This is a genomic window from Afifella pfennigii DSM 17143 (assembly GCF_000688515.1).
In the GTDB taxonomy this organism is placed as follows: domain Bacteria; phylum Pseudomonadota; class Alphaproteobacteria; order Rhizobiales; family Afifellaceae; genus Afifella; species Afifella pfennigii.
In genome coordinates, this window is the sequence record NZ_JHZK01000039.1 from 1 (window position 1) to 25,746 (window position 25,746).

Sequence of the window (25,746 nt, forward strand, 5' to 3'; positions counted from 1 at the left end):
CGTCGCGACCCGCCTTCAGCGCGGCAACCCGCTCGCCCGATATGTCGAAGCCGACCGTCTGACCATAGCGCCCGGCAAATGCCAGCGCCACCGGAAGCCCGACATAGCCGAGCCCGAGAATGCCTATGCGTTCGCTCATGAGTTGGCGGACCTTTCCTGCGGGCGCGCCTTGGCCGGATGGGCGAAGGCGCAGGCGGCCTGCTAGTATTCCACAAAGGCCGGCATGAAAAGCCGCCAGGATCGGCTTGCATCGCCCGCGCCCGGCCTTTTGACCTTTCCCGCGGCCGGAGCTAGGTCGTTGACGACGCCACGAGCCAAAGCCGTCGCCGGCGCCAGGGCGCTGCCAGAACGGAAAGCCACGATGACGCATAAGCGCCGCCTTGAAGGGCAGACGATCCTCTATCTCGTCACCGAGGACTGGTATTTCTGCTCCCATCGCCTGCCGCTGGTGCGCGCGGCGCGGCAGGAGGGGGCGAGGGTCGTCGTCGCCGCCCGCATGGCCGGCGATCGCGCGCGCATCGCCGCGGAGGGCTTTGAGCCGGTTGATATCCCCTTCGACCGCTCCGGCACCAATCCCTGGCGCGACGCGCGCACGATTGCGGCCATTCGCGCGACTTTCCGCGCATTCGTCCCGAGCCTGGTGCACAACGTTGCCGTCAAGCCGGTGGTCTATGGCAGCCTGGCGGCCCGCGCCGCCGGGGTTCCGGTCGTCGTCAACGCCATGGCCGGGCTCGGCTTCCTCTACGCTTCCGAAAGCGTCAAGGCGCGCCTCTTGCGGGCCGGCTTTCGCCGGGCGCTGCGCCGGGCGGCGGCTTCGGCGAAGATGCGCATGATCGTCCAGAATGAGGAAGACCGCGCCGAGCTTGTCCATCTCGGCCTGCCGGGGGAGCGCATCGTCACCATCCGCGGCTCCGGGGTCGATACCAATGCCTTTGCGCCCTCGCCGGAGCCGGCCGGCACGCCCGTTGCCGTCTGCGTCTCGCGCATGTTGTGGGACAAGGGCATTGGCGAATTGGTGGAGGCGGCGCGGCTGTTGAGGGCGCGCGGCCTCGCCCTGCGCATTCGTCTCGTCGGCGGCGGCGACGCCAACCCGGCGAGCATCTCTGAGGAGCAGCTTGCGGCCTGGGCGCGGGAGGGCGTCGTGGAGGTCGCCGGCCCCTCCGGTGACGTCGCCCGCGAATATGCCGAGGGGCACATCGCCGTTCTGCCCTCCTATCGCGAGGGATTGCCCAAATCGCTCTTGGAAGGCGCCGCTTGCGCCAGGCCCCTGGTGGCGACCGATGTGCCGGGCTGCCGCGACATCTGCCGCGACGGTGAGACGGGGCTGCTGGTGCCGGCGAAGAACCCACAGGCCCTGGCGCAGGCGCTCGCCCGCCTTGCCGGCGACGCGGAGCTGCGCCGCCGCCTCGGGGCGCGGGCGCGGGAAGTGGTAGAGGCGGAGTTCGCCGAGGAGATCGTCGTCGCCGAGACCTTGGACCTATACGTGAAGCTACTCGCCGAGGCGGGGGTCTCCGCCGGGCCCGAAACGGCCAACGAGGCGGCCGGTTCGCCGCCGCATCGACCGCTAGCGCGGGCAGAGCCCGGAGGCGAACGGGCGTGAAGCGGCTCTCCGTCATCGGCATCGGCGCCGGCGATCCGGACGCTCTGACGTTGCGCGCCGTTGCTGCGATGCGCCGCTGCGACGTCTTCTTCCTGTTGGAGAAGGAAGGGCAGGGCAAGGACGACCTTACCGGCTTTCGCCGCGAGGTCCTCGCCAGGGCACGGCCGGAGGGCGGCTACCGGGTCGTGGAGGCGAAAAGCCCGGAGCGGCCGCAGAGCGGGGAGGCGGCGGCCTACCGCGCCGGCATCGCCGCCTGGCGGGCCGAGCGGCGAAAGATATTCCGGCGGATGATGGAAGAGCTGGGGCCGCAGGAACGGGGCGGCTTCCTCATCATCGGCGATCCCTGCCTCTACGATGGTACAGCGGAGATCCTCAACGAGCTCGCCCGCGAAGGCCTGGAACTGGACTTTGAGGTCATACCGGGCATTTCCAGCCTGCAGCTTCTTGCCGCCCGCCATCGCCTGGCGCTCAATCGCATCGGCGAGGACATTACCGTCATGACCGCCCGACGTCTGGTGAAGGCCGACCCGGCGGCCATTTCCAACGCTCTTGTTGTCCTCGACGGCCGGGCGAGCTTCCGCCATCTGGCCGAAAGCGATCTCGATATCTACTGGGGCGCCTATCTCGGCATGGCGAGGGAGATCCTTATCGCCGGTCCTTTGCGCGACAAGGCGGTCGAGATCGCCGCCACCATCGAGCGCGAGCGCGCCCGCCACGGCTGGATCATGGACACCTATCTTCTGCGCCGGCCCCACCGCGGAGACGGCGAAATCGTCTAACTTGACGTCAACGCACGTGGCTGCTTGCCTGACCGGCCGGCGAGAACGGGCGCCATGGCGGCATCCCGCGGCCGGGCCGGGAGAAGGCTTGATGGGTGATCCGATCGTAATCGCCTCGGCGGCGCGCACCGCCATGGGCGGCTTTCAAGGCGAGCTTAAATCCAAGACCGCCCCGGAACTTGGCGCGGCGGCCGTCCTCGCGGCGGTCACCCGCGCCGGCCTGAAGCCGGAGGAGGTCGACGAGGCGCTCATCGGCAACGTCCTCAGCGCCGGGCTCGGCCAGGCGCCGGCCCGCCAGGCAGCCCTCGGTGCCGGCCTGCCGGAGGCGACCCCGTGCACGACGGTGAGCAAGGTCTGCGGCTCCGGCATGAAGTCGGTGATGTTCGCCCACGATCTCATCGCCGCCGGCAGCGCCGATATCGTCGTCGCCGGCGGCATGGAGAGCATGAGCAACGCCCCCTATCTCCTGGAGCGGGCGCGGAGCGGCTACCGGCTCGGTCATGGCCGGCTCGCCGACCACATGTTCCTCGACGGGCTGGAGGACGCGCACGACAAGGGCCGCCTCATGGGCACTTTCGCCGAGGATACCGCCCAGCACTATCAGATCACCCGCGAGGCGCAGGACGCCTACGCGCTCGCCTCGCTGAGCCGGGCCCAGTCGGCCATCTCCGGCGGGCGCTTTGCCGAGGAGGTGGTGCCGGTCGCGGTCAACGGCGGCGAGGTCAACCTCGACGAGCAGCCGGGCAAGGGAAGGCCGGAGAAGATCCCGCATCTGAAGCCCGCCTTCCGGCCCGACGGCACGGTGACGGCGGCGAATGCCTCCTCCATTTCCGACGGCGCCGCGGCGGTGACCTTGATGCGCCTGTCAGAGGCGGAACGGCGCGGTCTTACGCCGCTCGCCGTCGTCAAAGGCCATGCCGGCCATGCCCGCGCTCCCGCCTGGTTCACCACCGCACCGGTCGGGGCCTTGCAGACGCTTTTTGACAAGACCGGCTGGAAGGCAGGCGAGGTCGACCTCTACGAGATCAACGAGGCCTTCGCCGTCGTCGCCCTGGTGGCGATGCGCGAACTCGACCTGCCGCACGACAAGGTCAACGTGCATGGCGGCGCCTGCGCCCTCGGCCACCCGATCGGGGCTTCCGGCACCCGCATCCTGGTGACGCTGTTGTCGGCGCTGAAAGCCTACGACCTCAAGAAAGGGGTGGCGACCTTGTGCATCGGCGGCGGCGAGGCGACGGCCATCGCCGTGGAACGGATTTCCTGAGACATGCCCGCTCCGGTGCCGAGGCCTCGCGCGAGCGCCGGTATCGCAAGCTGCGGGTGCACGGGGTGAGGCGATGAGCGAGACGCCGCCGCAGGCGCAGGGCGGCCCGCTCGCCGGGCTGCGCTTCATCGAGCTGGTCGGCCTCGGCCCGGCGCCCTTCTGCGCCATGCTTCTTGCCGATATGGGCGCGGAGGTGGTGCGCGTGCATCCGCGCAAGGCAAGCTCAGACATCCCCTTCATCAATACCAGGTTCGACGTTCTCGCCCGCGGTCGCCGCTCCATCGGGGTGGACCTGAAAAAGCCGGAAGGGCGCGATCTTCTGCTGGCGCTCGTGACCCAGGCCGACGGGCTCATCGAGGGCTTCCGCCCCGGGGTCATGGAAAGGCTCGGCCTCGGGCCGGACGCCTGCCTGGAGCGCAACAAGCGCCTTGTCTATGCCCGCGTCACCGGCTGGGGCCGGGAAGGGCCGCTCTCCGCGCGCGCCGGCCACGACATCAATTATGTGGCGCTGACAGGGCTTCTTGCCGCCATCGGCGAGGCGGACCGGCCGCCGAGCGTGCCGCTCAATCTTCTCGGCGATTTCGGCGGCGGAGGTCTGCTTCTCGCCTTCGGCATTGTCTGCGCTCTTCTCGTCGTGCGCGAGACCGGCAAGGGTCAGGTGGTCGACACGGCGATGACCGACGGCGCCGCGCTCCTCGGCGCCATGATCTACGGCTTGAAGGCGGGCGGCGGCTGGCACAACGCCCGGCGCGCCAATCTTCTCGACGGCGGCGCGCATTTCTACGGCACTTACGCCTGCGCCGACGGCAAGGCGATCGCCGTCGGCGCCATCGAAGGCAAATTCTACGCCATCCTCCTGCAGCGTCTCGGCCTCGATCCGGCCGAGTTTGCGCAGGCAGATCAGCGCGCCTGGCCGAAGCTGCGCGAGAAGCTGGCGGCGGTCTTCGCCGAGAAGCCGCGCGACGAATGGGCGGAGCTTTTCGCCGATTGCGATGCCTGCGTCTCGCCGGTGCTCGATCTCGACGAGGCGCTCGCCCATCCGGCCAACGAAGAGCGCGGCACGTTTCTCCACATCGAGGGCGTACCTCAGCCTGCGCCCGCCCCGCGTTTCAGCGCAACGGCGCCCCCGCCGCCGCGCCCGCCCTCGCGGCCGGGCGCCGATACGGAGGCCGTGCTCGCCGAATGGGGCGTGGGCGCGGACGCACTGGAACGGCTGAGGCGCTCTGAGGCGATCTGATCGTCGCGACCGCGCCAAGTCGACGGCGCTCGGCCTTGATATCGTCCGGGATTTGTCTGGTTCGTGCCGGTCAGGTCCCTCGATCGCAAGACGGCTCTCAGCTACGGCGCCGCGGGTTGCATCGGCCAGCCGCAATACGCTTGTCTGGACAATGTCCCACAAAGCGGCGCTGGGCGAAGGGGGGCGGCCGTCGCCGACGACACGCCGCGCGAACAAGACGGAAGGAGAGAAATGAAGCCGCAGAACCCGCAAACGCCCCCACCTGCAGATGCTGCCGAGCGTCGGCGCGTTGCGCCGGTCATCGTCTATCCGCCCGACACGTTGGAGCCGCCCGACCTTGCCGCCTACCGGGCCGCGCGCCAAGGCTGGAGCAAGGTCTCAGAAATCCTCGTACCACCGCGCGATGCCAGCAGCTTCGAGGTGCCTGCCGGGCACTTCTTCCGCATCGTCTCGGTGGAGGGCCCACAGGTCGGCGACCTCAATCTCTGGCATGCGAAGAACACGGCCGAGCGCTTCTTCTCCGGCAAGACGCGCGCCCTGCACGGCACGCATCTTTCCACCGGCGACCGGCTATGGTCCTGCCTGCCCTATCTGCGGCCGATGGCGACCATCACCGAGGACACGCTCGACTGGTACGGTTTCGACGAATATGGCGGCGCTGTGCACGACGTCATCGGCACGCGCTGCGACCCCTACACCAACAATCTTCTGACTGGGGCCGACTACCATTATTGCTGCCACTCCAACCTGACGCGCGCCTTCGCGGCCGCAACGGAGCTACCGCCCCAGGAGGCGGAGATGCAGGTGCACGATGTTCTCAACGTCTTCATGTGCACCGGCTTCACCCGCGATACGGGGCAGTATTTCATGAAGGCGACGCCGGTTCGGCCGGGCGACTATGTTGAGTTCTTCGCCGAGATCGACCTCTTGGCCGCGCTCTCGGCCTGTCCGGGCGGCGATTGCAGCTCCAGCCATTCCAGCGACGAGGCCGCCTGCCATCCGCTGCGCGTGGAGGTCTTCGCCCCGAAAGAAGCGCCCCCCGGCTGGCAATCGCCGGAGGTGAACGGCTACAGCCGCAGCCACGGCCTCTGAGACGAGGGTGGAAAAGCCACGGGCTCTGCCCGAACCGCTTCAGGCCACCGGCGCGTCGCGCATGATGACGAAATCGGTGCCGCTGCGCGTATCGGGATGCGCCGGCAGGTCGGTCAGCATCATCGTGGCGCCCGGATGCAGGTTCTGCGCCAGCGCGGCATAGACCTCGGGCGGGATCTGCAGCCGCGTCGTCGCGGCCAATTCGCGCTGTTGGGCGACATTGTCCTCATGGCCCGTGCCGAGGCCGACGGCGACCCAGTTGAAATGGGTGCGGGCCGCATCGATGTCGTGCAGGAGATAGACATGCGTGCCGAGCGGCCAGCTCGGATTGGCGATGCCGATTTGGCTCTCCAGGAAAATCTCGCCGTTCCTCAGGGCGATGAGCTTGCGGTCGGCCCCGCTGACCAGCATGGACAGGGCGTGCGCGTCGTCGCCGTCCTCGTCGCTCGGCAGGCTCTTGCCGGCGACGTGGCCCACCATCTCTTCCACTTGTTTCAGGTCCGAATCGGTCAGGACGAGGCCGGCATGGCGGAGCGTGCCGACGCCTGAGCGTTCGTTGGTGACGATGACCGGCGTGCCGTGATGGGTGACGCCGAAGAGAAGATCGGCGAATGCGCGCGGCAGGTGCACGCAGCCATGCGAACTCGGATAGCCGGGCAGGCCCCCGGCATGCAGCGCGCAGCCGCCGAAGAAGAACTGGCTGTCAGGCATCGGCGCGTTGTTGTACTTGGAGGAGTAATGCATCTTCTCCTTGCGCAGGACCGTGAAGACGCCGGTCGGTGTCGTATAGCCGGCCCGGCCGGAAGAGATCGTCGACACGCCGATGCGAATGCCGTTGCGATAGACGAAGGCGAGTTGCTCGGCGAGCGAGACGATGACGGCGACGGGCCCGCTTTCGGAGCGCTCCGGATACCAGGACCATTCGCCGGGCTTCAGCTCCGCCGCGGGTTTGAGCGTCTGGGCCAGAACCGCTATCGGTGACAGCGCGGCCGCGGCCAGAAGAGAAGTCGCCATGAATTGGCGTCGGCTGAAATGATCACGCATGCGATATGTCTCAATCCTTTGCTGGCATGGGTCTGCCGGCCAGGCCGGCGGACGGGTTCCAGGAGTTGCGATGGCGCCGGGTTCTGATCGTCCCGGGTTCTGATCGTCCTATGTGAGGTTGTCGGTGCTTCACACCCGGTTCTCGGTGCGCTGGCCCTCCGACAAGGCGATGGGGATCGCCGTCGGCGTCGCTCGGCCGCCGGACAGCCTGAGGCGTGCCCGGGCAAGCTCATCGGATGGCAGCGTGCCGTAGGTGCGACGGTAGAGGGCCGAAAAGCGTCCCAGATGCGTGAAGCCGCAATCGAGAGCGATGGTGCTGACGCTCTCGCCGCTTTCGGCCCGCGCCAGGCGCTTTCTGGCCTCGCCGAGGCGAATGCGATTGAGGGCCTCCCGCGGTGAATATCTCCGATGCTCGCGGAAGGCGATTTGCAGCGATCGCAGGCCAACCCCCAACTGGCGCGCGATCCCGGCGATGGTGATCGGCTCATCGAACTGCGCATGCATCAACGCCTCCGCCCGGCTTACCTGATCGGCGCCGGCCGAGAAGGCATTGCCAGGAGCGGTATCGCCAATCTCGCCGGCGGCGGTATCGAGGAGGAGCTCCTCGAAGATGACGGCGACCGCTTCCAGCATATGGGGCTGCGTCAGAGGCGAGAATGGCCTCCCGAACTCCGCTTCCAGGAACGCCAGATAGGCTTTGAGGCTCGCGTCTTTTGCAGTTTCGAAGGGGACGGCCATGGCGAATTCCTACCCATCGGTTTGTGCAGGTTCAGGGCGCGCCCGCTGCGTCGAACGGGCGGCGGGACAACCAGCGCTTGGTGAGCGTCCCGTGCTTTCTTTCGCGCAGGGGCGCCGTCATCGTCGGCTTGGGAACGAAACGGCGCTTGGCCGGGGCCGGCACAGTCTTGCGTTGGCCGGGTGGAGACAGCGGCTTGCGGCTGACCGGCCTCCGGGTCGGCAAGGTGAACCTCAACGTTTCCTCGAACATACGGGCATGAGAAGGGCGTCGTCGCTGGCTTGTGCCAAGCTCTTCGACTGCTTCGTCTAAGCTCATCACCGTCCCAAGATATCCGCTACCTCGGTTCGAACCGTTCTAGGTCAGGCATTCTCCCCATCAAGGCGGAAACTTGCCTAAAAATTCGGCATCTTCGTGTAGGGGATACGCGCTTTTCGCTTAGTGGATATTGGCTCCAGTCCGAATTCGCTATGGGCTGCCGGCCTTATGATCCTCGCTTGCAAGACATCGGGGTCGCGGCGGCGTGCATCTCAGAGATTCCGCCGTTTTCGACTGCGATGCGTTCCGGCGAGTGCTTCCAGGAGTAAGTGATGCGCGGATTTAGTCAGGTCCTGATGGCGGAAAGCGCCTGCATGGCGGCCGTCGCCAACCAACGGGCGATGGCGATGTCGCGGTCTTGAGCTCTGATTACGCCGAGGCCGGGACGCTGGTGACGGTCGGCGCGCGCCGGGCGCACGCCCTGGCGATGCCTGGCTTCCAATGACGGTGCCCTCGAAGAGGTTCGCTTGGCACAGGAATGAGGAACCGGTTCGCGCAGGTAGCGGCGGCAAGAGCCGTCGCGGCCGCTCTATCCGCGTGGAGAGGAGCGCGAGCATGGCCGCCGGCGCCCGGCGGTCGTCAACGAACGAAACCACAAAGCTGAAAGGCAAAGCTATGAAGACCACCTTGAAGGCCGCTATCCTTGCGGCATCGACCATGACGCTGCTGGCCTGCACCGAAACGGCGACGCAGACCAGTGCGCCCGCCATGCGCACCGGCAGTTCGGCCGATGAGAGCGCATGTCTGAGCGCCGTGGCGCAGCAGACGGGCAACAGCGTTTCTGTGATCAGCTCGGAGTTTTCCCAGGCCAACACTTTGGTGATGGTCGGCGTCGGTCCGCAGAGCGCACCCTGGCGCTGTCTCGTCTCCGGCGGCGTCGTCCAGGAGGTCATGTCGATGACCGACGAGGGCGCGCTCTGAGCGTCTGTTGAGGATCGTCGCACGGGCTGGGCGCGGCCCCTTCGGGGCTGGGCCCAAATCGTCTGCCGGGGCGTCTCCAAGGCTCAAGAATGGGTCGGCGCTTCCTTGCGCTTGGCTCCTGCTGGCTGGCGATTTGGGACACCAACGCAGCAGGATGTGATCATCCTCAAGAGATCCTAGGCCGTCCCGGCGGTAAACTGTGGCCCCGCCGCCGGGCCGGGACTGGTTTCCGGCACCTTGCCGCACTGCCGGTTCGCGGCGGCCTGCATCCTCGACGTCGCCTACGGCACGCCGACGGCGCTCCGACGCCATCGCGTCATCTCGCCCGTCATCGCCGCTTGCCGAGGCGGCGCGCCGTCGGCCGGAACGGGGCTATCGTGCTGGCCCTGCCGCCGGCTGGCGCAAGCGCGCGCCCCTCCCGTCGAGCTGCGAGATTGGCTTGCAAGCCGGTCGAAGCTTGATATGTTTATCAGATGAAAACAGATATCACGCCTCGGCGCCGTTCGGCTCTACGCGACAAGGACCATCTGGCCGGGGTCATTCAGTTTCGCGGCATTCTCGGCGAGGCGGTTGCCGAGCTCGGCCAGCGCATCGTCGGCGGCGAATGGCAGCCCGGCGAGGCGCTGCCACGCGAGGCCGACCTGACGGAGAGCCTCGGCGTCAGCCGCTCGGTGATCCGCGAGGCGGTGCGCATCCTCGGCGCCAAGGGGCTCTTGCGCAGCCGCACCTCCGACGGCACGCGGGTGACGCCACGGAGCGAGTGGCGGCTTCTCGACCCCGACGTGATGGACTGGCGCATCCGCTCCGGCGACACGACCTCGCTTCTGGAGGAACTGCTGCGTGTGCGCCTCGTTCTGGAGCCGGGTATCGTTCACGCGGCGACACAGATGGCCGACGCCGCGGCACGGTCGCGCATCCGCGCCGCCTGGGAAGCCAAGGTGGAGGTCTTCACCACGCCCGATCCCGACTACGCCGAGCGCCGGCGCCGCTTCATCGAGACCGATCTTGAATTCCACCGCGCCTTCCTGGCCGCGGTCGATTCGCAGCTTCTCCTCCAGCTCTTCTCGGTGATCGAGGCGGCGCTCGGCCTGCTTATCGACGTTCAGATGCGCGCCCGCGGCTACGAGACGGAGATGATCGGCATGGAGGAGAGCCACGAACTGCACGCCGCCGTCTTCGCCGAGTTCGAACGCGGCGATGCCGATGCGGCCGGGGCCGCCATGCGCCGCCTCATCGAGCGCGCCATCGGCGATGCGCGCGAGGGACTTTCAGAGCAGCAAGGATAGCACCAGCCAAGATGAGCGATATCGTACTGACGCCGCAGCTTGTCGCTGCGGTCGCCGACCGCTTGCGCGACCATGCCTTTCAGACGTGGTTCTACGGAGATTCGATCGGCTTTGAGGGCTTGATCGCCGCCTCCGACCTGACCGGGAATCCCACCTGGTTCGATTTCTCGCACGGTTTCTTCCGCGCCTGGGCCTCGCGGCGCCAGCCTTGGCAGCCGGACGACAACACCGCCCCCGGACATGCCATGTGCACGGTGATCGAGCGCACCGGCGACGCGCTGTTGCGCGAGGCGGTGATCGACTTGGCGCGCCATCTGCGCGCGCGCCGCCGCGTCGGCGCTGTCTCGATCACCTTCGAGGACACGCTGCGCTCGCTGCGCATGCCCTATGGCGGCGTCAAGCTGTCGGCCGAGGAAGAAGCGCAGATGCGCGATCCGGGACCGGGCATCTGGCTCGACTGCATGCATTTCGACCCGCCCTTCTTCGCCCATCTGGAGCGCATCGATCCTGGCGCGGGTTGGTCCGAGGTGGCTGTCGCGGAGATTCTCGCCTATCGCGATCTTCTCGTCGACGCCGGCACGGGGCTTTACCAGCATTTCTGGCTGGAGCGCACCGGCCGCGCCTATACCAGAGGCTGGGGCAGGGGCCAGGGCTGGGCCTTGCTCGGCCTTATCGACGTGGCGGAGCATCTTTCCGCCACGCAGCGCGGCGCGGAGGAGGTGCGCGCCGAAACGCTGCGCCTTGCCCGGCTGATGCTCGACTGGCAGCTCGACGACGGCAATTGGTGGTCGCTGGTGCATGAGCCGAAATCCGGTCCGGAAAGCTCCACCGCCGCCTTCATGGCCTGCGCCTTCTTCCGCGGCATGAGCCTCGGCCTGTTGCCGCAAAGCGAGTTCGCCGAACCGGCCGAGCGCGCTTATCGGGCGATGGAGGCCAATCTCGACGCCAACGGCAATCTGCTCGGCGTCTCCGCCGCCGTCTATTCGGCTCTGGTGGAGGAGCATTACTGGCACGTCCCGCTGGACCGCATCGTCCCCTGGGGCCAGGGTCCCGCCCTGACCGCCGCGGCGGCCAGGAAGGCCTTCCTGGCCACCACGCACGACTGAGCGCAGCCGCAGGCGCCCGGGCCGGCGAATGGCCGGCGCCCCGCATTGCCGCCGCCCCGCAACGCATCCGCGCGGGCGGCGGCCGCAGCGCCGAGGCATGCCACAATGCAAGAAGCCTGCTTTCGCGTGTCTCGTCGCGGGGAGGTGCGGCGCGCTCTGGCGGCCGGCGGTGCCGCAATTGGGGATGCCGAGAGCGCAAAAGCGGGACAACCACTCGGCCCTCTTGTATTTAATACGATAAACTGATTATACGACAATCGTATGAATTTTGGCGGTCGTCACGACGGCTAACGAGAGGACCTAGATGAGCGGCGAACACATCCTGTTTCGCGTTGAGGACGGCGTTGCCACCCTCACCCTGAACCGGCCCGAGAAGCACAACGCCATCACCGCGGCGATGGGCGGCGAGATTGGCCGGCTTGCCGCGCGCGTCGATACCGACGAGGCGATCAAGGTTCTGATCGTGGAAGGTGCGGGCGAGCGGGCCTTCTCGGCCGGCTCCGACGTCAATATGCTCGACGACCTCGGCACGCCCTGGGAGGGCCGCAACCGGGCGCAGTACGGGCGCGATTACATCGCCCCGCTTCTTGGCCTGCGCAAGCCGGCCATCGCCGCCATCGACGGCTATTGCCTCGGCGGGGGGTTGGAAGTGGCGATCTGCTGCGACATCCGCATCGCCACGCCGCGCTCCAGCTTCGGCGCGCCGGAAGTGCAGCGCGGCTGGCACGCCGGTTCCGGTAACACCTCCATCCTGCCGCGGCTCATCGGCTTCGGCAACGCCGCCATGTGGATCCTGACGGGCGATCGCTTCCCCGCCGAGGAGGCGCACCGCGTCGGCTTCGTGCAGCGGCTCGTTGAGCCGGAGGCGCTGATGGACGAAGCGCGCCGCATCGCCGAGAGACTGGCGCGCAATCCGCCCATCGCGGTGCAATCCGCCAAGCAGATCATTCGCCAGAGCCAGGGCGCCAGCATCGCCCAGGGGCTCGCCTGGGAGAATGACGGCTACACGCTCTGCATGATGACGGAGGATGCCCGCGAAGGCATGCGCGCCTTCGCCGAGAAGCGCGAACCCGTGTTCCGGGGGCGTTGAGCGGATCTGCCATGATGCATAACGAAGTGGAACGCAGCGGGCCGCTCGATGGCCTGCGGGTGCTGGATCTGACCATCGCCATGGCCGGCCCCATGTGCACGCAGCGCCTTGGCGAGATGGGCGCCGATATCGTCAAGATCGAGGCGCCGGGCGGCGGCGATTTCGCCCGCCACGCCATCATGGCGGGGGTGACGAAGTTCGGCGATGCCATCTGCTACGTCACGCTGAACCGTAACAAGCGGAGCCTGGTGCTGGACCTGAAGTCGGAAGCCGGCCGGAAGGTTCTTTACGGGTTGGTGAAGGACGCCGACGTGCTGGTGCAGAATTACCGCCCGCGCGTCGCCGCCAAGCTCGGCATCGATTATGCGAGCCTTTCGGCGATCAATCCTCGGCTCGTCTACGGCTCCATCACCGGCTATGGCGACGAGGGTCCGATGAAGGAGCGGCCGGGACAGGATCTCCTGCTGCAGGCCTTTACCGGTCTGACCTTCAATGGCGGTGTCAGGGACGGCCTGCCGCAGGCCTCGCCCCTCTACATGGTCGACGTCACCGCCAGCCACCTTCTCGGCGAGGGATTGTTGGCGGCGCTTGTGGCGCGCGGCGTCACCGGGCGCGGCCAGGAGGTCAAGGTCTCGATGATGGCCGCCATCACCGAGATGCAGTGCCAGGAGGTGACGAGCTTCCTCGCGGCCGAGGCGCCCCCGCAGCGCGGCGCGGCGCCCCAGGTTTCGATCTATCAGGAGCCGCCTTACGGCATCCACGCTTGCCGGCAAGGCTTCCTCGCCATCGCGCAGGCCGATCTGGACGTGCTGGCCAAGGCGCTGGAACTGCCGGAGCTCGCCGACCTCAAGGCCGCTCGCCCCTCGCAGGACGACGCGGCCGCGCTCACCGAATGGCGCGACCGGGTCGTCATCATGGTGGCCAACCGCCTGGCGGAAGAGACGGCGGAGCATTGGGACGGGCTTCTGGCGCCGCTCGGCGTCTGGTGCATCGTCGTCAACGATTATGCCGCCTTTCTTGCCCATCCGCAGGCCAAGGCCCTGCTCACCGAGATGGAGCATCCCAAGGGCGGTCGTTACACGACCGTCGCGCCGGCCATTCGTTTTTCCGGGCAGTCCGCCCCGGCGCTGACATCGGCGCCGGCCTACGGCGCCGACAGCCGGGCCATCCTTGAAGCCGAGGGCTTCGCCGCATCCGAGATCGATGCGCTGATCGCCCAGGGCGCGGTGGTTGCCGCATGATCGTCGCCCCGCACACGGTTTCATCGCACAGGCGGCCTCGCCTTGCCGACGAGGGGGCGCGCCGCCGATGAGCGCGGCCGTGTGCATCGGCGTCGATTGGGGCACCACCAATCTGCGAGCCTGGGCGATGGATGCGAAGGGCCGGGTGCTCGCCCAATCGGCGAGCGCGGAGGGGCTTCTCAATGTCCGCGACCGCGACTTTGCCGGCGCTCTGGCGCGGGCATGCGGGGATTGGGCCGAGCGCTGGCCGGGCGTGCCCGTGCTTCTGTGTGGCATGGTCGGCAGCCGCCAGGGCTGGGCGGAGGCCGTCTACCTTGCCGGCGATGTCGGCCCCGACGAGCTTGCCCGCGCCACGACGGCCGTTCCCGGCGCGCGCATCGTGCCGGGCGTTGCCTCCGAGAGCTGGGCCGGCCAGCCTGACGTGATGCGCGGCGAAGAGACCCAGATCGTCGGTGCGCTGGAACTCGGCGCAGGGGCGGATGCGGTCGTCTGCCTGCCCGGCACGCACAGCAAGTGGGTCGAGCTGCGCGGCGGCAAGATCGGCGCCTGCACGACATTCCTGACCGGCGAGCTGTTCTCGCGCCTATGCGCCGATTCGGTGCTGACGGGTCTCATCGCGGCGGAGGCCGGCGCCACCTCCGAGGCCCGCGCGGCGGCATTTCAGGCCGGTCTCGACATGGCCGGGACGGCGGCGCTGCACCATCTCATCTTCTCGCTGCGCGCGCGGGCCCTGACCGGCGCCGGCTCCGGGGCGACCGCCGCCGAGCTCTCCGGGCTCCTGATCGGAGCGGAGCTGGCCGAGGCGTTGCCGAAGCTCGCCGGTCGCTCCGTAACGCTGGTCGCCGCGCCGGACGCCGCCGAACACTATGCGTCGGCGCTGTCGAGACACGGCATCAAGGCTTCGATCATCGATATCGGCGCCGCCTGCCGGGCGGGTCTTCTGGCTATCGCCGGCAATGTTCCGGAATGGAGGGCTGCCGCATGTCCCCGGCCTGATGTTTCCCTCTCTGGCGGCATGCGGCAGCGTTCGCGCTGGCAGGCAGCCATGAGCCGTCTCTCCGGCGTTCACGCGGTGCTGTTCGCGCTCTTCGACGCGCATGGCCGCCTCGATCGCGGCGCCATGCGCGCCCAGGTGGAATATGTGCGCGAGCATGGCGCTGGCGGCATGGCGGTTCTGGGTCTGGCGACGGAAGTCGGCAAGCTGTCGCTGCGCGAACGCCTCGATGTCGTGGAATGGGCGGCCGAGGATCGCGGCGCGCTCTCCCTGTCGGTGACGATCACCGGCAATTGCCTTGAGGAGCAGCACGCGGTCTCGCGCCTCGCAAAGGTGGTGGGCGCTGAGCTTGCCATCCTGCAGCCGCCGCTCGTCGGGCAGTATCCGGCACAGGAATATCTCGACTTCTTCGCGCGCGCCGGAGAGGGGCTCGACCTTGAGCTCGCGATCCAGAACGCGCCGCAATATCTCGGCCGTAGCCTGAGCGCGGCCGATCTGCGCCGCTTGCGCCAACGCCTGCCGCGCCTCGGGCACGTCAAGGCCGAGGTCTGCGCGGTCGATCTTGCCGCCTTCATTTCCGAGGTCGGAGAGGATGTCACGGTTCTGAACGGCCGCGGCGGCCTGGAGATGACGGATTGCCTGCGCGCCGGCGCGCGCGGCTTCATCGTTGCCCCCGACGTCCTTCCCGGCGCCGTGCGCTGCTGGAAAGCCTGGCAGAGCGGCGATGAGGCGGCGGCGGAAGCGGCCTATGCGGCCTTCTTGCCGGGCGCGGTCTTCAGCATGCAGTCGCTGGAACATCTGGCGACCTACGGCAAGCGGGTCTTCGCAAAACGGGCCGGGTTGACGGTGCACGATCGTGGGCCGGCGCTGCGGCCGCAGGAATTCGGCGCGTCGCTGGCGCGGCGATGGAGCAGGGCGGGCTGACCCGCCCGGTAGATCAACCTAGGAGGAAAGCCGAGATGAAGTTGAAGCTTTTGGGGGCGATGGCCGTTGCGACGGCGCTCGCCTGCACGGGTGCGGCGGCGCAGGACGTCACCCTGCATATGGGTCACAACAACCAGACCGATCATCCCGGGCATATCGCCGGCCTGGAATTCGCCAAGCTGGTGGAGGAGGGTACGAACGGTGCCGTCAAGGTGGTCGTCTATCCCGCCGAGCAGCTTGCCAATGTGCGCGCCGGCACCGAAGGTCTCCAGCTCGGTACCATCGATCTCTACTACGTCGATGCGGGCACGCTCGGAAACTGGCATCCCGAATACGCCTTCGTAAGCCTTCCCTTCCTCTTCGACGACTTCGATCACGCGGTCGAGGCGATGGACAGCATCGATGCTGAGCTGTCTGAGAAGATGCGCGAGGACTTCAACGTGGAGCGGCTCGGATGGACGCCCGCCGGCTTCCGCGTCATCCTCACCAAGGACAAGCCGGTCGCCTCGGCCGCCGATATGGCCGGGGTCAAGATGCGCGTGCCGGAAATCCCGATGTACGTCTCCACCTTCACCGCCCTTGGCGCCAATGCCACGCCGCTTCCCTGGGGCGACGTCTACAGCGCTCTGCAGACCGGCGTCGTGGAGGGCGTGGAAGGCCCGGCTCCGGCGATCCTGAGCGGCGGCTTCCAGGAAGTGGTGACGCATGCCGCCCCGACCCGTCACATCATGACCGACCTTGCCCTGTTGATGAATCTGGACAAGTTCAACGCCCTGACGCCGGAGCAGCAGCAGGTGGTTCGCGATGCCGGCAAGCAGGCCTTCAACGTCACCTTCCGCAAGCTGATGAAGGAAGCCGACCAGGCCGCCTACGAGGAGATCTCCGCCGACCTCGCCCAGCCGGAGGACCTCGACGTGCAATCCTTCCGCACGGCCGTTGAACCCGTCGTGGAGGAATTCCTGGCGGAAGCCGGGTCCGAGGTTGGCGACTGGGTCGCACGCATCCAAGAGCAGTGAGATAGCCGGGGGCGCCGGCCCGTTCGGCGCCCTTGTCACGCCTGATAGGAGGGCGCTCCGTTGGCCAAGCCGGAACCCCGCATCCTTGTCCTGCTGCGTCGCGGGCTGGAGATGGCGTGCTTTGCGTTCGTCATCTCCTTTGTCACCGTCGTCTCCATGGCGGTGATCTACCGCTACGTGCTCAACGCCTCGCTGCCCTGGTCGGAAGAGTTCATCCGTTTCTCTCTCTTCTGGTGCGTGGTTCTCGGCGCCATCCTGATGACGCTCGATGACGGCCATCTGCGCATCGAGGCATTGCAGAGCGTCCTGCCGGAACCGCTGCGCAAGGCCTTCCAGATCGCCGCGCATCTGGTGACGATCGGGTTTTGCATCGCGCTCTTCTATTACGGCCTCGATCTCGTCGAGCGCACCACCTCCCGCTCACCGGCGCTGCACTTTCCCATGCGCTACGTCTATCTCGCCATGGTGATCGGCGCGCTCGGCATCGGCTTGGCCGCTGTCTGGCGGATTGTCCTGATCCTGCGCGGAGAAGCCCAATGGTCCTGACGATAATGCTGGGCCTCTTCGCCCTGTTCATGGTCATCGGCGCGCCGCTTGGCTTCGCCATGGGGCTGAGCGCCGTGCTCGCCCTCGCCTGGCAGGGGCAGGTTCCTCTCCTGCAATTGCCGGTGCGCATGTTCGGCGCCCTCGACAGCTACGCGCTGATGGCCGTGCCGCTGTTCATCCTCGCCGGCAATCTGATGAATGTCGGCGGCATCACCGAGCGCATCATCCGTCTTGCCAATCTGCTCGTCGGGCGCATTCGCGGCGGCCTCGCCCAGGTGAATATCTTCACCAGCGTGCTTTTCAGCGCCGTCAACGGTTCCGCTCTGGCCGATACGGCTGCGGTCGGCACGATGATGATCCCGGCCATGGAGAAGGAAGGCTATGATCGCCGCTTCTCGGTGGTCGTCACCGCGGTGTCGGCGCTCATCGGCCCGATCCTGCCGCCCTCCATCATGGCGATCCTCTACGGTGCCATCACCGGCGTCTCCATCGGCGGATTGTTTCTTGCAGCCGTCGTGCCTGGTCTCATCCTCGGCGCGGCGCTGATGACCCTCACCTGGTTTCTTGCCCCGCGCTATGGCTGGCGCCGGCCGGAGCGGCGGCCGGAGCGCTCCGAGACGGCCACACGCATCGTGTTGACCTCCATGCCCGCGGTGCTGATGCCGGCGATCATCGTCGGAGGCATCGTCCTTGGCGTGTTCACGCCGACGGAAGCCGGCGCCGTCGCCGTGCTCTACGGTCTCGCCATCGCCTTCTGGATGCGCCAGATGACGCCCGGCCATTTCTATCGCTTCGTCGTCTCCTCCGCGATGACGACCGCGAGCGCCCTCATCATTCTGGGCGGGTCCGGTCTCTTTGGCTGGGTACTGACCCGCGAAGGCTTTGGCTTCCTTTTGGGCGAGACCATCCTGTCGATCAGCGACGACAAGCTTGTCGTCTTCGGGCTCGTTCTTCTCGGGCTCTTCTTCATCGGCTGGTTCCTGGAGGGCCTTGCCGCGATGATCCTCATCGTCCCGATCGTCGCCCCGCTGCTCAATTCGGTTGGCATCGACCCGCTGCAATCGGGTGTGGCCATGATCATGATGTTGCTCGTGGGTGCCGTCACGCCGCCCGTGGGCGTGGTGGCGCTCTTTGCCTGCAAGATCGGCGAGGTGAGTTACCAATCGACCTTCCGCATCCTCCTCCCCTACGTGGCCATCGTCTTCGTCGTCGTCGCTCTGGTCGCTCTTGTGCCCGCGCTCACGCTGTGGCTGCCGCAGAGCCTAATCTGACGACCGTCCTGCCGGCCGCCGCGGTGCCTTCCGCGACGTGGCGGCCTTTCCCCTAACGCGACCGACCGAAAGGCTGCCCGACCGTGACCTCTACCATCTTCGCCATCTTGCGCGGCATCCGCCCGGAGGAAGCCGAGCCCGTCGCGGCCGCGCTCCGCGATGCGGGCATCACTCGGCTGGAGGTGCCGCTGAACTCGCCGCAGCCGCTTCAGAGCATCGCTCGCATCGCCCGCGCCTTCGGCGACGAACTGACCGTCGGCGCCGGCACCGTGCTGGAGCCGGCTCAGTTCGCCGAGATCGCCGATGCCGGCGGAACCTTCATTGTCTCGCCCAACTTCGATGCCGAGGTGGTGTTCGCCACGCGCCGCGCCGGATTGGTATCCTTTCCCGGCGTCTTCACCGCGACCGAATGCTTCGCCGCCTCGAAGGCGGGGGCGAGCGCCCTGAAGCTGTTCCCCGCCTCCATTTTGGGACCGGCGGGCATCAAGGCGCTGCGCGCGGTCCTGCCCGCGGACGTCGCCCTTGTCGCGGTCGGCGGCGTCAGCGTGCACAATCTGGCCGAGTTCGCGGCCGCAGGCGCCGACGGCTTCGGCATCGGCGGCGAGCTGTTCCGGCCGGGCGACAGGCCCGAAGAGGTGCATCGCAAGGCCCGCGCATTCGCCGAGGCGGAAGCCGCAACCAAGCAGGACGCAGCTTAGGTCATCACGGCCCAGAGCCTTTGACGAAACCGTGCTGATGCGTCCGCTCGCCTCCAACGACTGACACCCGCTTGCGCGGGCCCAAAGCCACAGCGCGGCCGCCAGACCCGCCGCCGAGGCGCCATTCGCCTGCCAGGCCGCCCTGCGGCCGATTGCCATGCCCCGGTGCGCGCGGGCATTTCTTGAAAGACATCCCTCGCTGTCTCGCCATCTCCCCGAAAGGGATGAGGGCTGCACGGCCTGGGCCTTCGGGCCTGAGGTTTAGAAAACGGCCGGGGAGCGCGCCGCAAGCACCCTTGCAGGCGAGCCTCGCTCAAGCCGGCGGGACATCTCCACCATGCATGGCGGCCCTGCATTGCCGGAAAGGGTGGCCGCATGCCGCATTCCGAAAAGAATATGTATTCGCCAGTTGTTGCAAGGGGCCGAAGCGGCCCATCGATTCATCCCACGAATTCTAGGACATCCCCCATGCGCAAGATTTTGCTTTCCCTGCTCGTTCTCGCTGTGCCTGCGGCCGCTGCCGCGCAATCGGCGGAGGACATTGCCGGAGCCCGTATCGGCTATTATCGCCTGCTCGGTCACGAAATGTCGCTGCTGGCTGCGATGGCCAAGGGCGATGTCGAATACAACGCCGAGAAAGCCGCCGCCGCCGCCAAGGACCTGCAGACGCTGACGCAGTACTCCGTCTCCGATCTCTTCGCACCCGGCACCTCCAACGCCGAGCTGCCCGGCAAGACCCGTGCTCTGCCGGTCATCTGGGAGGATATGGCGGGCCTTGGCGACAAGGGGGCGGCCTATGTGAGTGCCGTTGAGGAGCTCAACGGTGTCGCCGGCAACGGCCTTGATGCGCTGCGGCCCGCGGTCGGCAAGCTCGGCGGTACCTGCAAGTCCTGCCACGACGATTTCCGCGCCAAGGACTTCTAATCATGTCCATGGTCAGCGAGACGGGCCGGGGGAGGGCAATCCCCCAGCCTTCGATTGCCGCGGAAGGCGTTCCCGTCTGGGATCCGGTGGTGCGGGTCCTGCACTGGGCGCTGGTGATCGCCTTCGCCGCCGCCTGGGGGCTGGGCAAGTTCGGGCCTGACCAGATGACCCTGCATTTCTGGGCGGGCTATGCCGTCGCCGCCATCGTCGTCATTCGCGTCATCTGGGGCTTCGTCGGCTCGCAGACGGCGCGTTTTACCAGTTTCGTGAAAGGCCCCCGCAAGGTTTTCGGCTATGCGCGCGAAATGACCTCGCGGCGGCCGTCGAAGACGCTCGGCCACAATCCGATGGGGGCGCTGTTCATCGTCGGCGTGCTCATCGTGCTGGCCATGCAGATCCTCTCCGGTCTGCTTGCCGATCCGGAGGACTACATCAATGTGGGCCCCTTGGCGCAATACGTCTCCAGTGACGTTGCCCGCCAGGCCCTGGCGCTGCACGAGCCGCTTTCGACCCTGCTTTTGGCGATGGTGGCCGTGCACATCCTCTCCATCGTCTTCTATCGCCTCTACAAGAAGGAGGATCTCGTCACTCCGATGTTCACCGGGCGCAAGAAGATCGATTGAAGGCGAGGCTGCACGTCGTCGATAGCCTTACGTTGCGAGCCCCAGGCCAAGCGCTTGGCCTGGGGCTCACAGCAAGCCCAGCCTGGCGAGGAACTCCCGCATCGTCCCAAGGGCGCTGTCGCGCTTGTCGGCGTCGAAGACGAGGCTGGAGAGCACGGATTTGTCGCGCTGATCGAAACCATGGTCGGCGCCGGCGATCACCGCCGTCTCGACCGTGGCCGTGGTTTGTCCAAGCGCCGCCGCGCGCGACAGGCAGGCCTGCGTATCGACGATGGAATCCTTTTCCGCCAGGATCATCAATGTCGGCGGGGCGCCGTTCCAGCTTTCCGGTTCGGCCCCGTTGAGACGGCCGCAATAGGGATAGAGCAGCACCAGCGCCGACACGGTGCGCAGCAATTCGTCCGGCGGCGCGGGCCAGAGCGCGAGCCCGGTGGGCCTCTCGCCGGAGACGGCATGGGCGACGAACTCCATCGCCGTCCAGCCGCCATGCGAGGCGCCGAAGATCACGACATCCTCGCTGACGTCCTCCATCTGCTTCATCGCCTGGAGCGCGACGGCGACGTCTCCGGCGCGCTCAGAGCCCGTCAGGGCCTGACCCGCACAGACCAGACGCCATGCCTCCAGCCGGTTGAGCCCGCGCGCGCTGTGGCTGTCGAGGATCAGCGCGGCGCGGCCTGTCCGCACGAACTCGGCGGCCCAGTAATCCATGTTGTCGCGCACGCCGTCGCAGCCCGACAGCACAATGGCTGCCGGATGCGGGCCCGGACCGTCGGGCATAAGCAGGCGCCAATGCTCAGAAAGGCGCTCGGCGCGGGCTTCCGGAGCCTCATCGAAGATCGTCAGGCGCGCCGCCTGGCGCGCTGCGTTGAGCGACACCGCCAGCACCGCCACCCCGAGAAGGAGGGCGCCGAAGAGGATCAGTTTCGGCAACCAAGTCCCCATTGCGGGCCGCACCATTCCTTCAGCCGGGCGGTATCCGCCTCGCTCCAATCCTCCGGCTCGGTCATGGCGACCCAGGCGTCGATGTAGTCATCGGCGGCATAGTTATGTCCGTATCCGGGCGGCGTCGCCAGGGAGAACGCCATGTCGAGCGCCAGTTGGAACTGGGTGACGACCGGCACGAAGCGTATCGCCGGGGAGACGTCGGGGGCCGGCGGCTCGCGCATCCATTGCGGCGCCCGCCAGAGCGAGGCGGGCTTGTAGAAGACGATCGGATCGGAGGCGTGCTGCAAGAAGACGATGCGCAGCCGCCCCCAATCGGCTCGCGCCCGCTCCAGCCCGCCATATTGGGACGTAAAGCGCACCAGCGAGCCCTCGCCCACGACCGGCAGCACGAAGGGCGATTCTGCATTGCGCGCGGCCGTCGCCCGGTTCCACAGCTCCGAGGGGAAGGGCGGGCCGGTCCACAGCGCGCCCTGAATGGGGTCGTTGACGATCTGAAAGATGTCGAAGGCATACATCGAGGACCAGGCCCCGAGGCTGATGCCGTGGACGTAGAATTGCGGCCGTGCGTCGGCCGGCAGCGACTTCCAGTAGCGGTAGACGGTCTGCATGGTCGCGCTCGCCTGCTCAAGGCCCGATTGCGTCTCGAAAATCAGCGCCAGCGGCGATTGCAGATAGGAATACTGGACCGCCACCGTGGCGATGTCGCCGTCATGCATATAGGCGATCGGGTCGTTGCCGCCCGGGTCGAGCCAGCCCGTGCCGGTGGGGCTCTGCACGATCAGCACCTTGCGCTCGAACGCGCCGAGGCGCTTGAGCTCCTCCAATGCGATCTCGGCCCGCTCGGCCGGCTCCTCGCTCTGGGCGCGCCCGACATAGACGCGGATCGGATCCTTGGCGGGGCGGCCGGTCAGCTCCGTGATGGCCTGCGCATCGGGGCCACCGAGCACGAAGTCCCGTCCGGGCTGGCCCATGGCGCTCCAATCCACCAGCGAGCCCGGGCCGCCGGGAATGCGCGGATCGGTGGGCGCGGGCGGCGCCTTGACGAAGAGCTCCTGCGCGGTTTCGTAGGATTCGTCGAGGAATTCAAAGCCCGAGCGCACCACCCAGTCGCGCACCAGCACGACAACGATGATCACGGCCAGGATGAGGCCGAGCACGTTGGCGGTGCGTTGCGGCATGAGCCGGTAGAGCTGGCGCCGCAACATGTCGAAGAGCCACTGCACCGCGATGCCGATGGCAAAGCAGATGACGAAGACGACGGCCGCCAGGCCGACGACGGCGAGGGTGTGATATCCTTCCGCCGGTTCCATGCCGACGCGCGTTCGGATGGTGTCCTGCCAGTACGCAGCATTGGCAAGCGCATAGACCCACAATGCCAGGACGGGCGCGGCGACGAGCGCATGCGCCACGAGGGCAGGCCTGCCGGAAAGGCGCGGCAGCTCCAGCGCGCGCCAGACGGTGAGCGCCGCCTGTCCGATCATATAGCCGATGGCCGTCACCAGGCCCGCGAGCGCTCCCTGGACGAGCCAGTTTCGCGGTATCAGCGTGGGGGTGAGAGATGCCGCGAAGAACACCAGCCCCAGAAGCAGCGGCAAGACGGCAAATCCAAGCAGTCGCGTATTTCGACGCATGATGCGCAGGCCCCTTTTCTGCCTCGCTCCGGCGTCGTCCCTGCCCTCAGGGACGAGCGGAGCGGTTCATCGGCATGTTAGCAAGTGCCTCCGTACACAGCATCGGTTAACTGCCGGTACGGCCATCCGCCAACCGTCCGGGAATGAGCCCGCGCAGCGCGTTGCCGCAGAGGATCTGCCTGCCCTCCAGGTCTTGCGGGTAGAGGAGCCTTTCTTGCGCGCGGCCGGAGGCGATGAGCCATTCGCGCAGGACGCCAGGCAGCAGGCCGCAGGCAAGCGGCGGGGTTAGAAGCCGGCCTTCATCCTCAAGGAACAGGTTGGAAATCGTGCCCTCGCAGACCTCGCCGCGTTCGTTCATCAGCATCGCCTCGTCGCTGCCCTCCGGCAGCGCGGCGCGGGCGGCGTCATAGGCCGGGCGGTGCGAGGTCTTCACCCGCAGCCACGGATCGGTGCTGTGAAGGCGTATCGGCGACAGGCTCAGCCTCCAGAAGGCGGGATTGGCCGGCAAGGGCGCATGCGTCACCGCGACCTCGCCCGTCGCAACGACCGTCAGCCGCACCCGCAGCGCCTCGCCGCCGGGCAGGCGGGCCATCGCCGCCTCCACCTTCTCCGGCTCCAAGGGAAAGCCCACCGCCGCGCAGTCGCGGCCGAGCCGGGCAAGATGCAGCGGCCACAGGCGCACCTTGCCATCGGGCTCCGCGCGCATGGTCTCGATGACCTTCAGCCCGGCGGGGATAGCTGCATGAAGCTGGCTTTGCACAAGGCCTCCTCCCATTCTGAGCCGGCGCGGCTGTCATGGACGATGCCTCCGCCGACATAGAGGCGCAAGCGGCCGGGCGCGATCATCACGGGCGAGCGAATGGCGACGTTGAAGCGCATCGGCCCGGCCGGATCGGCCCAGCCGATGGCGCCGTAGGAAACGCCGCGTTGCGCCCCTTCCAATTCGGCGATGATCTGCATGGCGCGGATTTTCGGCGCCCCGGTGACCGAACCGCAGGGAAACAGCGCGGCGAGGATGTCTTGAAGGCCCGCGCCCTCCACCAAGTGCCCTTCGACGGTCGAGGTCATCTGATGCACGGTGGCGTAGGTCTCCACTTCGAAGAGCCTTGGCACGCGCACCGATCCGGGACGGCAGACGCGGCTGATGTCGTTTCTCAGAAGGTCGACGATCATCAGGTTTTCGGCGCGGTTCTTTTCGCAGGCGAGCAGCGTTTCGGCCGCCGCCGCGTCCTCTTGCGCGCTTGCTGCGCGCGACGCGGTGCCCTTCATCGGCCGTGCGAAAATCCGGCCGGAGCCGTCGACCGCGAAGAAGAGCTCGGGCGATCGGCAAAGCACGGGCGGACCGCCGAGATCGACGAAGGCGCCTTCGCCCACCGCCTGGCGGGCGGCAAGTGCGGCATAGATCGCCAGCGGCTCGCCGGCGGCCTCGGCCTCCATCGGGAAGGTGAGGTTGATCTGATAGGTATCGCCGGCCGCGATATAGCGGTGAACGGCGTCGATGGCCCGGTCGTAGCGGGCCCGCGACCACAGCGGGCGCAAGGGGCTAAGGCTTACTGCTGCCGGGTCCGGCAGGGCGGGCGCGCTGCGCGGTTTCTCGAAGACGCCCACGAGGATTAGGGGGAATTCGGGCGTTTCCGGCATCAGCGGCGCCAGCCGGGGCGTCAGCGCATGGCCGAGTTCATAGGCGAAATAGCCTGCCAGCCACGCCCCGCGCCGTCGCGCGGCCTCCAGGGCTGTTAGCGCGGGCGCGACCTCCGCGGCATTGTCGGCACGGATCACCGTGATCGGCTCGCTGAACAGCGTGCCGCCGCGCAAGGGGCCGTGGTCGAAGCGGATGAGGTGGGTCACCGGGGCGCTGCTTTCCCGGCCGTCGGATGGCGAGCGATACCAAAGCCCTGCTTGAGACGCGCCACGCCCCGCGTTGCATCGCGCCGGAGGGCGGGGCGATTCGTCGAATCGGCCTGTTGGCTCAGAATCACACCTTGAAAAATCAATCGCCTAGGGCGCGATGGCTGGGGAACCTGGATTCCAAGAGAAGCCGGTAACCTATTAAAATACAATAAATTCCCGTCCGATGCTCTGCGCGGAGCATACACTTCCGTGAGACAGGATCCAAGCCGGTCGGGTGGTGCCCGACGCACACTCGTCTGCTGTCAGCCAGCGGCGAAACGCGTTGATCGCAGGAAGGGCCAGACAACGCGCTGCCGGTGAGGGATCTGGGCGCTATCGGGTGTTCGATCCACGCCCCCCGCACGGGGGGCGACGGTGCGGCGGCACGCGGCCGGGCGACACACGGGTTTCGATCCACGCCCCCGCACGGGTGGCGACCGATTGCTGAATGGCGCTCGTCCAGTTGTAGAAGTTTCGATCCACGCCCCCGCACGGGGGGCGACATCGCCGCGGCGGAGGCGAAGCTGGTCGAGCATGTTTCGATCCACGCCCCCGCACGGGGGGCGACCA

Annotated in this window: 23 protein-coding genes; 17 read left to right on the plus strand and 6 right to left on the minus strand. The window is 67.5% G+C overall.

Translation table 11 applies throughout. From position 1 onward, the window contains the following. The first annotated feature begins 361 nt into the window (after window positions 1–361). The 5 genes from Q331_RS22490 to Q331_RS0117860 all read left to right on the plus strand — a co-directional run bounded on the left by Q331_RS22490 (window position 362) and on the right by Q331_RS0117860 (window position 5,972). Complete coding sequence (locus tag Q331_RS22490; RefSeq protein ID WP_084175140.1) at window positions 362–1,600, plus strand: glycosyltransferase family 4 protein; 1,239 nt, start codon at window positions 362–364, stop codon at window positions 1,598–1,600. Next, the gene (gene cobF / locus Q331_RS0117845; RefSeq protein ID WP_026381792.1) at window positions 1,597–2,379 is read left to right on the plus strand and encodes a precorrin-6A synthase (deacetylating); all 783 of its coding nucleotides are present in this window, start codon (window positions 1,597–1,599) and stop codon (window positions 2,377–2,379) included. The genes Q331_RS22490 and cobF overlap by 4 nt, the downstream gene beginning before the upstream one ends. A gap of 91 nt (window positions 2,380–2,470) precedes the next feature. Next, on the plus strand, window positions 2,471–3,643 hold the full coding sequence (locus Q331_RS0117850) for an acetyl-CoA C-acyltransferase (RefSeq protein WP_026381793.1): 1,173 nt from the start codon (window positions 2,471–2,473) through the stop codon (window positions 3,641–3,643). Window positions 3,644–3,716: 73 nt separating this feature from the next. Further along, a complete protein-coding gene (locus Q331_RS0117855; protein WP_026381794.1) occupies window positions 3,717–4,880 on the plus strand; it encodes a CaiB/BaiF CoA transferase family protein in 1,164 nt (387 codons plus the stop codon). Between the two features lie 231 nt (window positions 4,881–5,111). Further along, the gene (locus tag Q331_RS0117860) at window positions 5,112–5,972 is read left to right on the plus strand and encodes an urea carboxylase-associated family protein (protein ID WP_026381795.1); all 861 of its coding nucleotides are present in this window, start codon (window positions 5,112–5,114) and stop codon (window positions 5,970–5,972) included. A 39-nt stretch (window positions 5,973–6,011) separates the two neighbouring features. On the opposite strand, the gene Q331_RS0117865 is transcribed toward Q331_RS0117860, so the two are convergent. Further along, complete coding sequence (locus Q331_RS0117865; protein ID WP_026381796.1) at window positions 6,012–7,016, minus strand: L,D-transpeptidase; 1,005 nt, start codon at window positions 7,014–7,016, stop codon at window positions 6,012–6,014. A gap of 129 nt (window positions 7,017–7,145) precedes the next feature. After that, window positions 7,146–7,754, minus strand: a complete 609-nt coding sequence (locus tag Q331_RS23275; RefSeq protein ID WP_026381797.1) for a helix-turn-helix domain-containing protein — start codon at window positions 7,752–7,754, stop codon at window positions 7,146–7,148. An 871-nt stretch (window positions 7,755–8,625) separates the two neighbouring features. Here Q331_RS23275 and Q331_RS23280 point away from each other — a divergent pair. The 12 genes from Q331_RS23280 (at window position 8,626) to Q331_RS0117940 (ending at window position 20,710) form a co-directional block, all read left to right on the plus strand. Then, entirely contained in the window at window positions 8,626–8,991 is a 366-nt protein-coding gene (locus tag Q331_RS23280) for a hypothetical protein (protein WP_156953412.1), read from the plus strand. A 473-nt stretch (window positions 8,992–9,464) separates the two neighbouring features. After that, a complete protein-coding gene (locus Q331_RS22505; RefSeq protein WP_051631332.1) occupies window positions 9,465–10,277 on the plus strand; it encodes a FadR/GntR family transcriptional regulator in 813 nt (270 codons plus the stop codon). 11 nt (window positions 10,278–10,288) lie between these two features. Continuing rightward, window positions 10,289–11,383 (plus strand): glycoside hydrolase family 88 protein, encoded by a 1,095-nt coding sequence (locus tag Q331_RS0117890; protein WP_026381798.1) that lies wholly within the window; start codon window positions 10,289–10,291, stop codon window positions 11,381–11,383. 304 nt (window positions 11,384–11,687) lie between these two features. After that, on the plus strand, window positions 11,688–12,473 hold the full coding sequence (locus Q331_RS0117895) for an enoyl-CoA hydratase/isomerase family protein (RefSeq protein ID WP_026381799.1): 786 nt from the start codon (window positions 11,688–11,690) through the stop codon (window positions 12,471–12,473). An 11-nt stretch (window positions 12,474–12,484) separates the two neighbouring features. Next, window positions 12,485–13,714, plus strand: a complete 1,230-nt coding sequence (locus Q331_RS0117900) for a CaiB/BaiF CoA transferase family protein (RefSeq protein ID WP_026381800.1) — start codon at window positions 12,485–12,487, stop codon at window positions 13,712–13,714. 67 nt (window positions 13,715–13,781) lie between these two features. Next, window positions 13,782–15,632, plus strand: a complete 1,851-nt coding sequence (locus tag Q331_RS23575) for a dihydrodipicolinate synthase family protein (RefSeq protein WP_084175141.1) — start codon at window positions 13,782–13,784, stop codon at window positions 15,630–15,632. 35 nt (window positions 15,633–15,667) lie between these two features. Then, window positions 15,668–16,648 carry a TRAP transporter substrate-binding protein gene (locus Q331_RS0117915; RefSeq protein WP_034493030.1) on the plus strand — a complete coding sequence of 327 codons (981 nt, stop codon included), beginning with the start codon at window positions 15,668–15,670 and terminating at the stop codon, window positions 16,646–16,648. Window positions 16,649–16,708: 60 nt separating this feature from the next. After that, the gene (locus Q331_RS0117920; RefSeq protein ID WP_026381802.1) at window positions 16,709–17,194 is read left to right on the plus strand and encodes a TRAP transporter small permease; all 486 of its coding nucleotides are present in this window, start codon (window positions 16,709–16,711) and stop codon (window positions 17,192–17,194) included. Beyond that, window positions 17,185–18,465 (plus strand): TRAP transporter large permease, encoded by a 1,281-nt coding sequence (locus Q331_RS0117925; protein WP_026381803.1) that lies wholly within the window; start codon window positions 17,185–17,187, stop codon window positions 18,463–18,465. The genes Q331_RS0117920 and Q331_RS0117925 overlap by 10 nt, the downstream gene beginning before the upstream one ends. A gap of 83 nt (window positions 18,466–18,548) precedes the next feature. Next, the gene (locus tag Q331_RS0117930) at window positions 18,549–19,163 is read left to right on the plus strand and encodes a 2-dehydro-3-deoxy-6-phosphogalactonate aldolase (protein WP_026381804.1); all 615 of its coding nucleotides are present in this window, start codon (window positions 18,549–18,551) and stop codon (window positions 19,161–19,163) included. A 468-nt stretch (window positions 19,164–19,631) separates the two neighbouring features. Further along, a complete protein-coding gene (locus Q331_RS0117935) occupies window positions 19,632–20,087 on the plus strand; it encodes a c-type cytochrome (protein ID WP_026381805.1) in 456 nt (151 codons plus the stop codon). Between the two features lie 2 nt (window positions 20,088–20,089). Then, on the plus strand, window positions 20,090–20,710 hold the full coding sequence (locus Q331_RS0117940; protein ID WP_084175143.1) for a cytochrome b/b6 domain-containing protein: 621 nt from the start codon (window positions 20,090–20,092) through the stop codon (window positions 20,708–20,710). 66 nt (window positions 20,711–20,776) lie between these two features. Here Q331_RS0117940 and Q331_RS0117945 read toward each other — a convergent pair whose 3' ends face one another. From Q331_RS0117945 to Q331_RS0117960, 4 genes are all read right to left on the minus strand, one after another. Further along, a complete protein-coding gene (locus Q331_RS0117945; protein WP_026381807.1) occupies window positions 20,777–21,640 on the minus strand; it encodes a dienelactone hydrolase family protein in 864 nt (287 codons plus the stop codon). Then, a complete protein-coding gene (locus Q331_RS0117950) occupies window positions 21,628–23,286 on the minus strand; it encodes an alpha/beta hydrolase (protein ID WP_034493033.1) in 1,659 nt (552 codons plus the stop codon). The genes Q331_RS0117945 and Q331_RS0117950 overlap by 13 nt, the downstream gene beginning before the upstream one ends. Window positions 23,287–23,392: 106 nt before the next feature. Continuing rightward, window positions 23,393–24,046, minus strand: a complete 654-nt coding sequence (locus tag Q331_RS0117955) for an aminotransferase class IV family protein (RefSeq protein WP_026381809.1) — start codon at window positions 24,044–24,046, stop codon at window positions 23,393–23,395. Further along, window positions 24,007–25,134: an aminodeoxychorismate synthase component I gene (locus Q331_RS0117960; RefSeq protein WP_034493036.1), complete on the minus strand. Its 1,128-nt coding sequence runs from the start codon at window positions 25,132–25,134 to the stop codon at window positions 24,007–24,009. Before Q331_RS0117960 ends, Q331_RS0117955 begins: the two co-directional genes overlap by 40 nt. Window positions 25,135–25,746 lie beyond the last annotated feature (612 nt).

Bases quoted from the DNA above. Each gene is read 5' to 3' on its own strand.
- Q331_RS0117850 (WP_026381793.1), top strand. From the start codon at position 2,471: ATGGGTGATCCGATCGTAATCGCCTCGGCGGCGCGCACCGCCATGGGC.
- Q331_RS0117900 (WP_026381800.1), top strand. From the start codon at position 12,485: ATGATGCATAACGAAGTGGAACGCAGCGGGCCGCTCGATGGCCTGCGG.
- Q331_RS0117855 (WP_026381794.1), top strand. From the start codon at position 3,717: ATGAGCGAGACGCCGCCGCAGGCGCAGGGCGGCCCGCTCGCCGGGCTG.
- Q331_RS23275 (WP_026381797.1), bottom strand. From the start codon at position 7,754: ATGGCCGTCCCCTTCGAAACTGCAAAAGACGCGAGCCTCAAAGCCTAT.
- Q331_RS0117925 (WP_026381803.1), top strand. From the start codon at position 17,185: ATGGTCCTGACGATAATGCTGGGCCTCTTCGCCCTGTTCATGGTCATC.
- Q331_RS0117865 (WP_026381796.1), bottom strand. From the start codon at position 7,016: ATGCGTGATCATTTCAGCCGACGCCAATTCATGGCGACTTCTCTTCTG.
- Q331_RS23280 (WP_156953412.1), top strand. From the start codon at position 8,626: ATGGCCGCCGGCGCCCGGCGGTCGTCAACGAACGAAACCACAAAGCTG.
- Q331_RS23575 (WP_084175141.1), top strand. From the start codon at position 13,782: ATGAGCGCGGCCGTGTGCATCGGCGTCGATTGGGGCACCACCAATCTG.
- Q331_RS22490 (WP_084175140.1), top strand. From the start codon at position 362: ATGACGCATAAGCGCCGCCTTGAAGGGCAGACGATCCTCTATCTCGTC.
- Q331_RS0117950 (WP_034493033.1), bottom strand. From the start codon at position 23,286: ATGCGTCGAAATACGCGACTGCTTGGATTTGCCGTCTTGCCGCTGCTT.
- Q331_RS0117860 (WP_026381795.1), top strand. From the start codon at position 5,112: ATGAAGCCGCAGAACCCGCAAACGCCCCCACCTGCAGATGCTGCCGAG.
- Q331_RS0117940 (WP_084175143.1), top strand. From the start codon at position 20,090: ATGTCCATGGTCAGCGAGACGGGCCGGGGGAGGGCAATCCCCCAGCCT.
- Q331_RS0117915 (WP_034493030.1), top strand. From the start codon at position 15,668: ATGAAGTTGAAGCTTTTGGGGGCGATGGCCGTTGCGACGGCGCTCGCC.
- Q331_RS0117890 (WP_026381798.1), top strand. From the start codon at position 10,289: ATGAGCGATATCGTACTGACGCCGCAGCTTGTCGCTGCGGTCGCCGAC.
- Q331_RS0117935 (WP_026381805.1), top strand. From the start codon at position 19,632: ATGCGCAAGATTTTGCTTTCCCTGCTCGTTCTCGCTGTGCCTGCGGCC.
- Q331_RS22505 (WP_051631332.1), top strand. From the start codon at position 9,465: ATGAAAACAGATATCACGCCTCGGCGCCGTTCGGCTCTACGCGACAAG.
- Q331_RS0117895 (WP_026381799.1), top strand. From the start codon at position 11,688: ATGAGCGGCGAACACATCCTGTTTCGCGTTGAGGACGGCGTTGCCACC.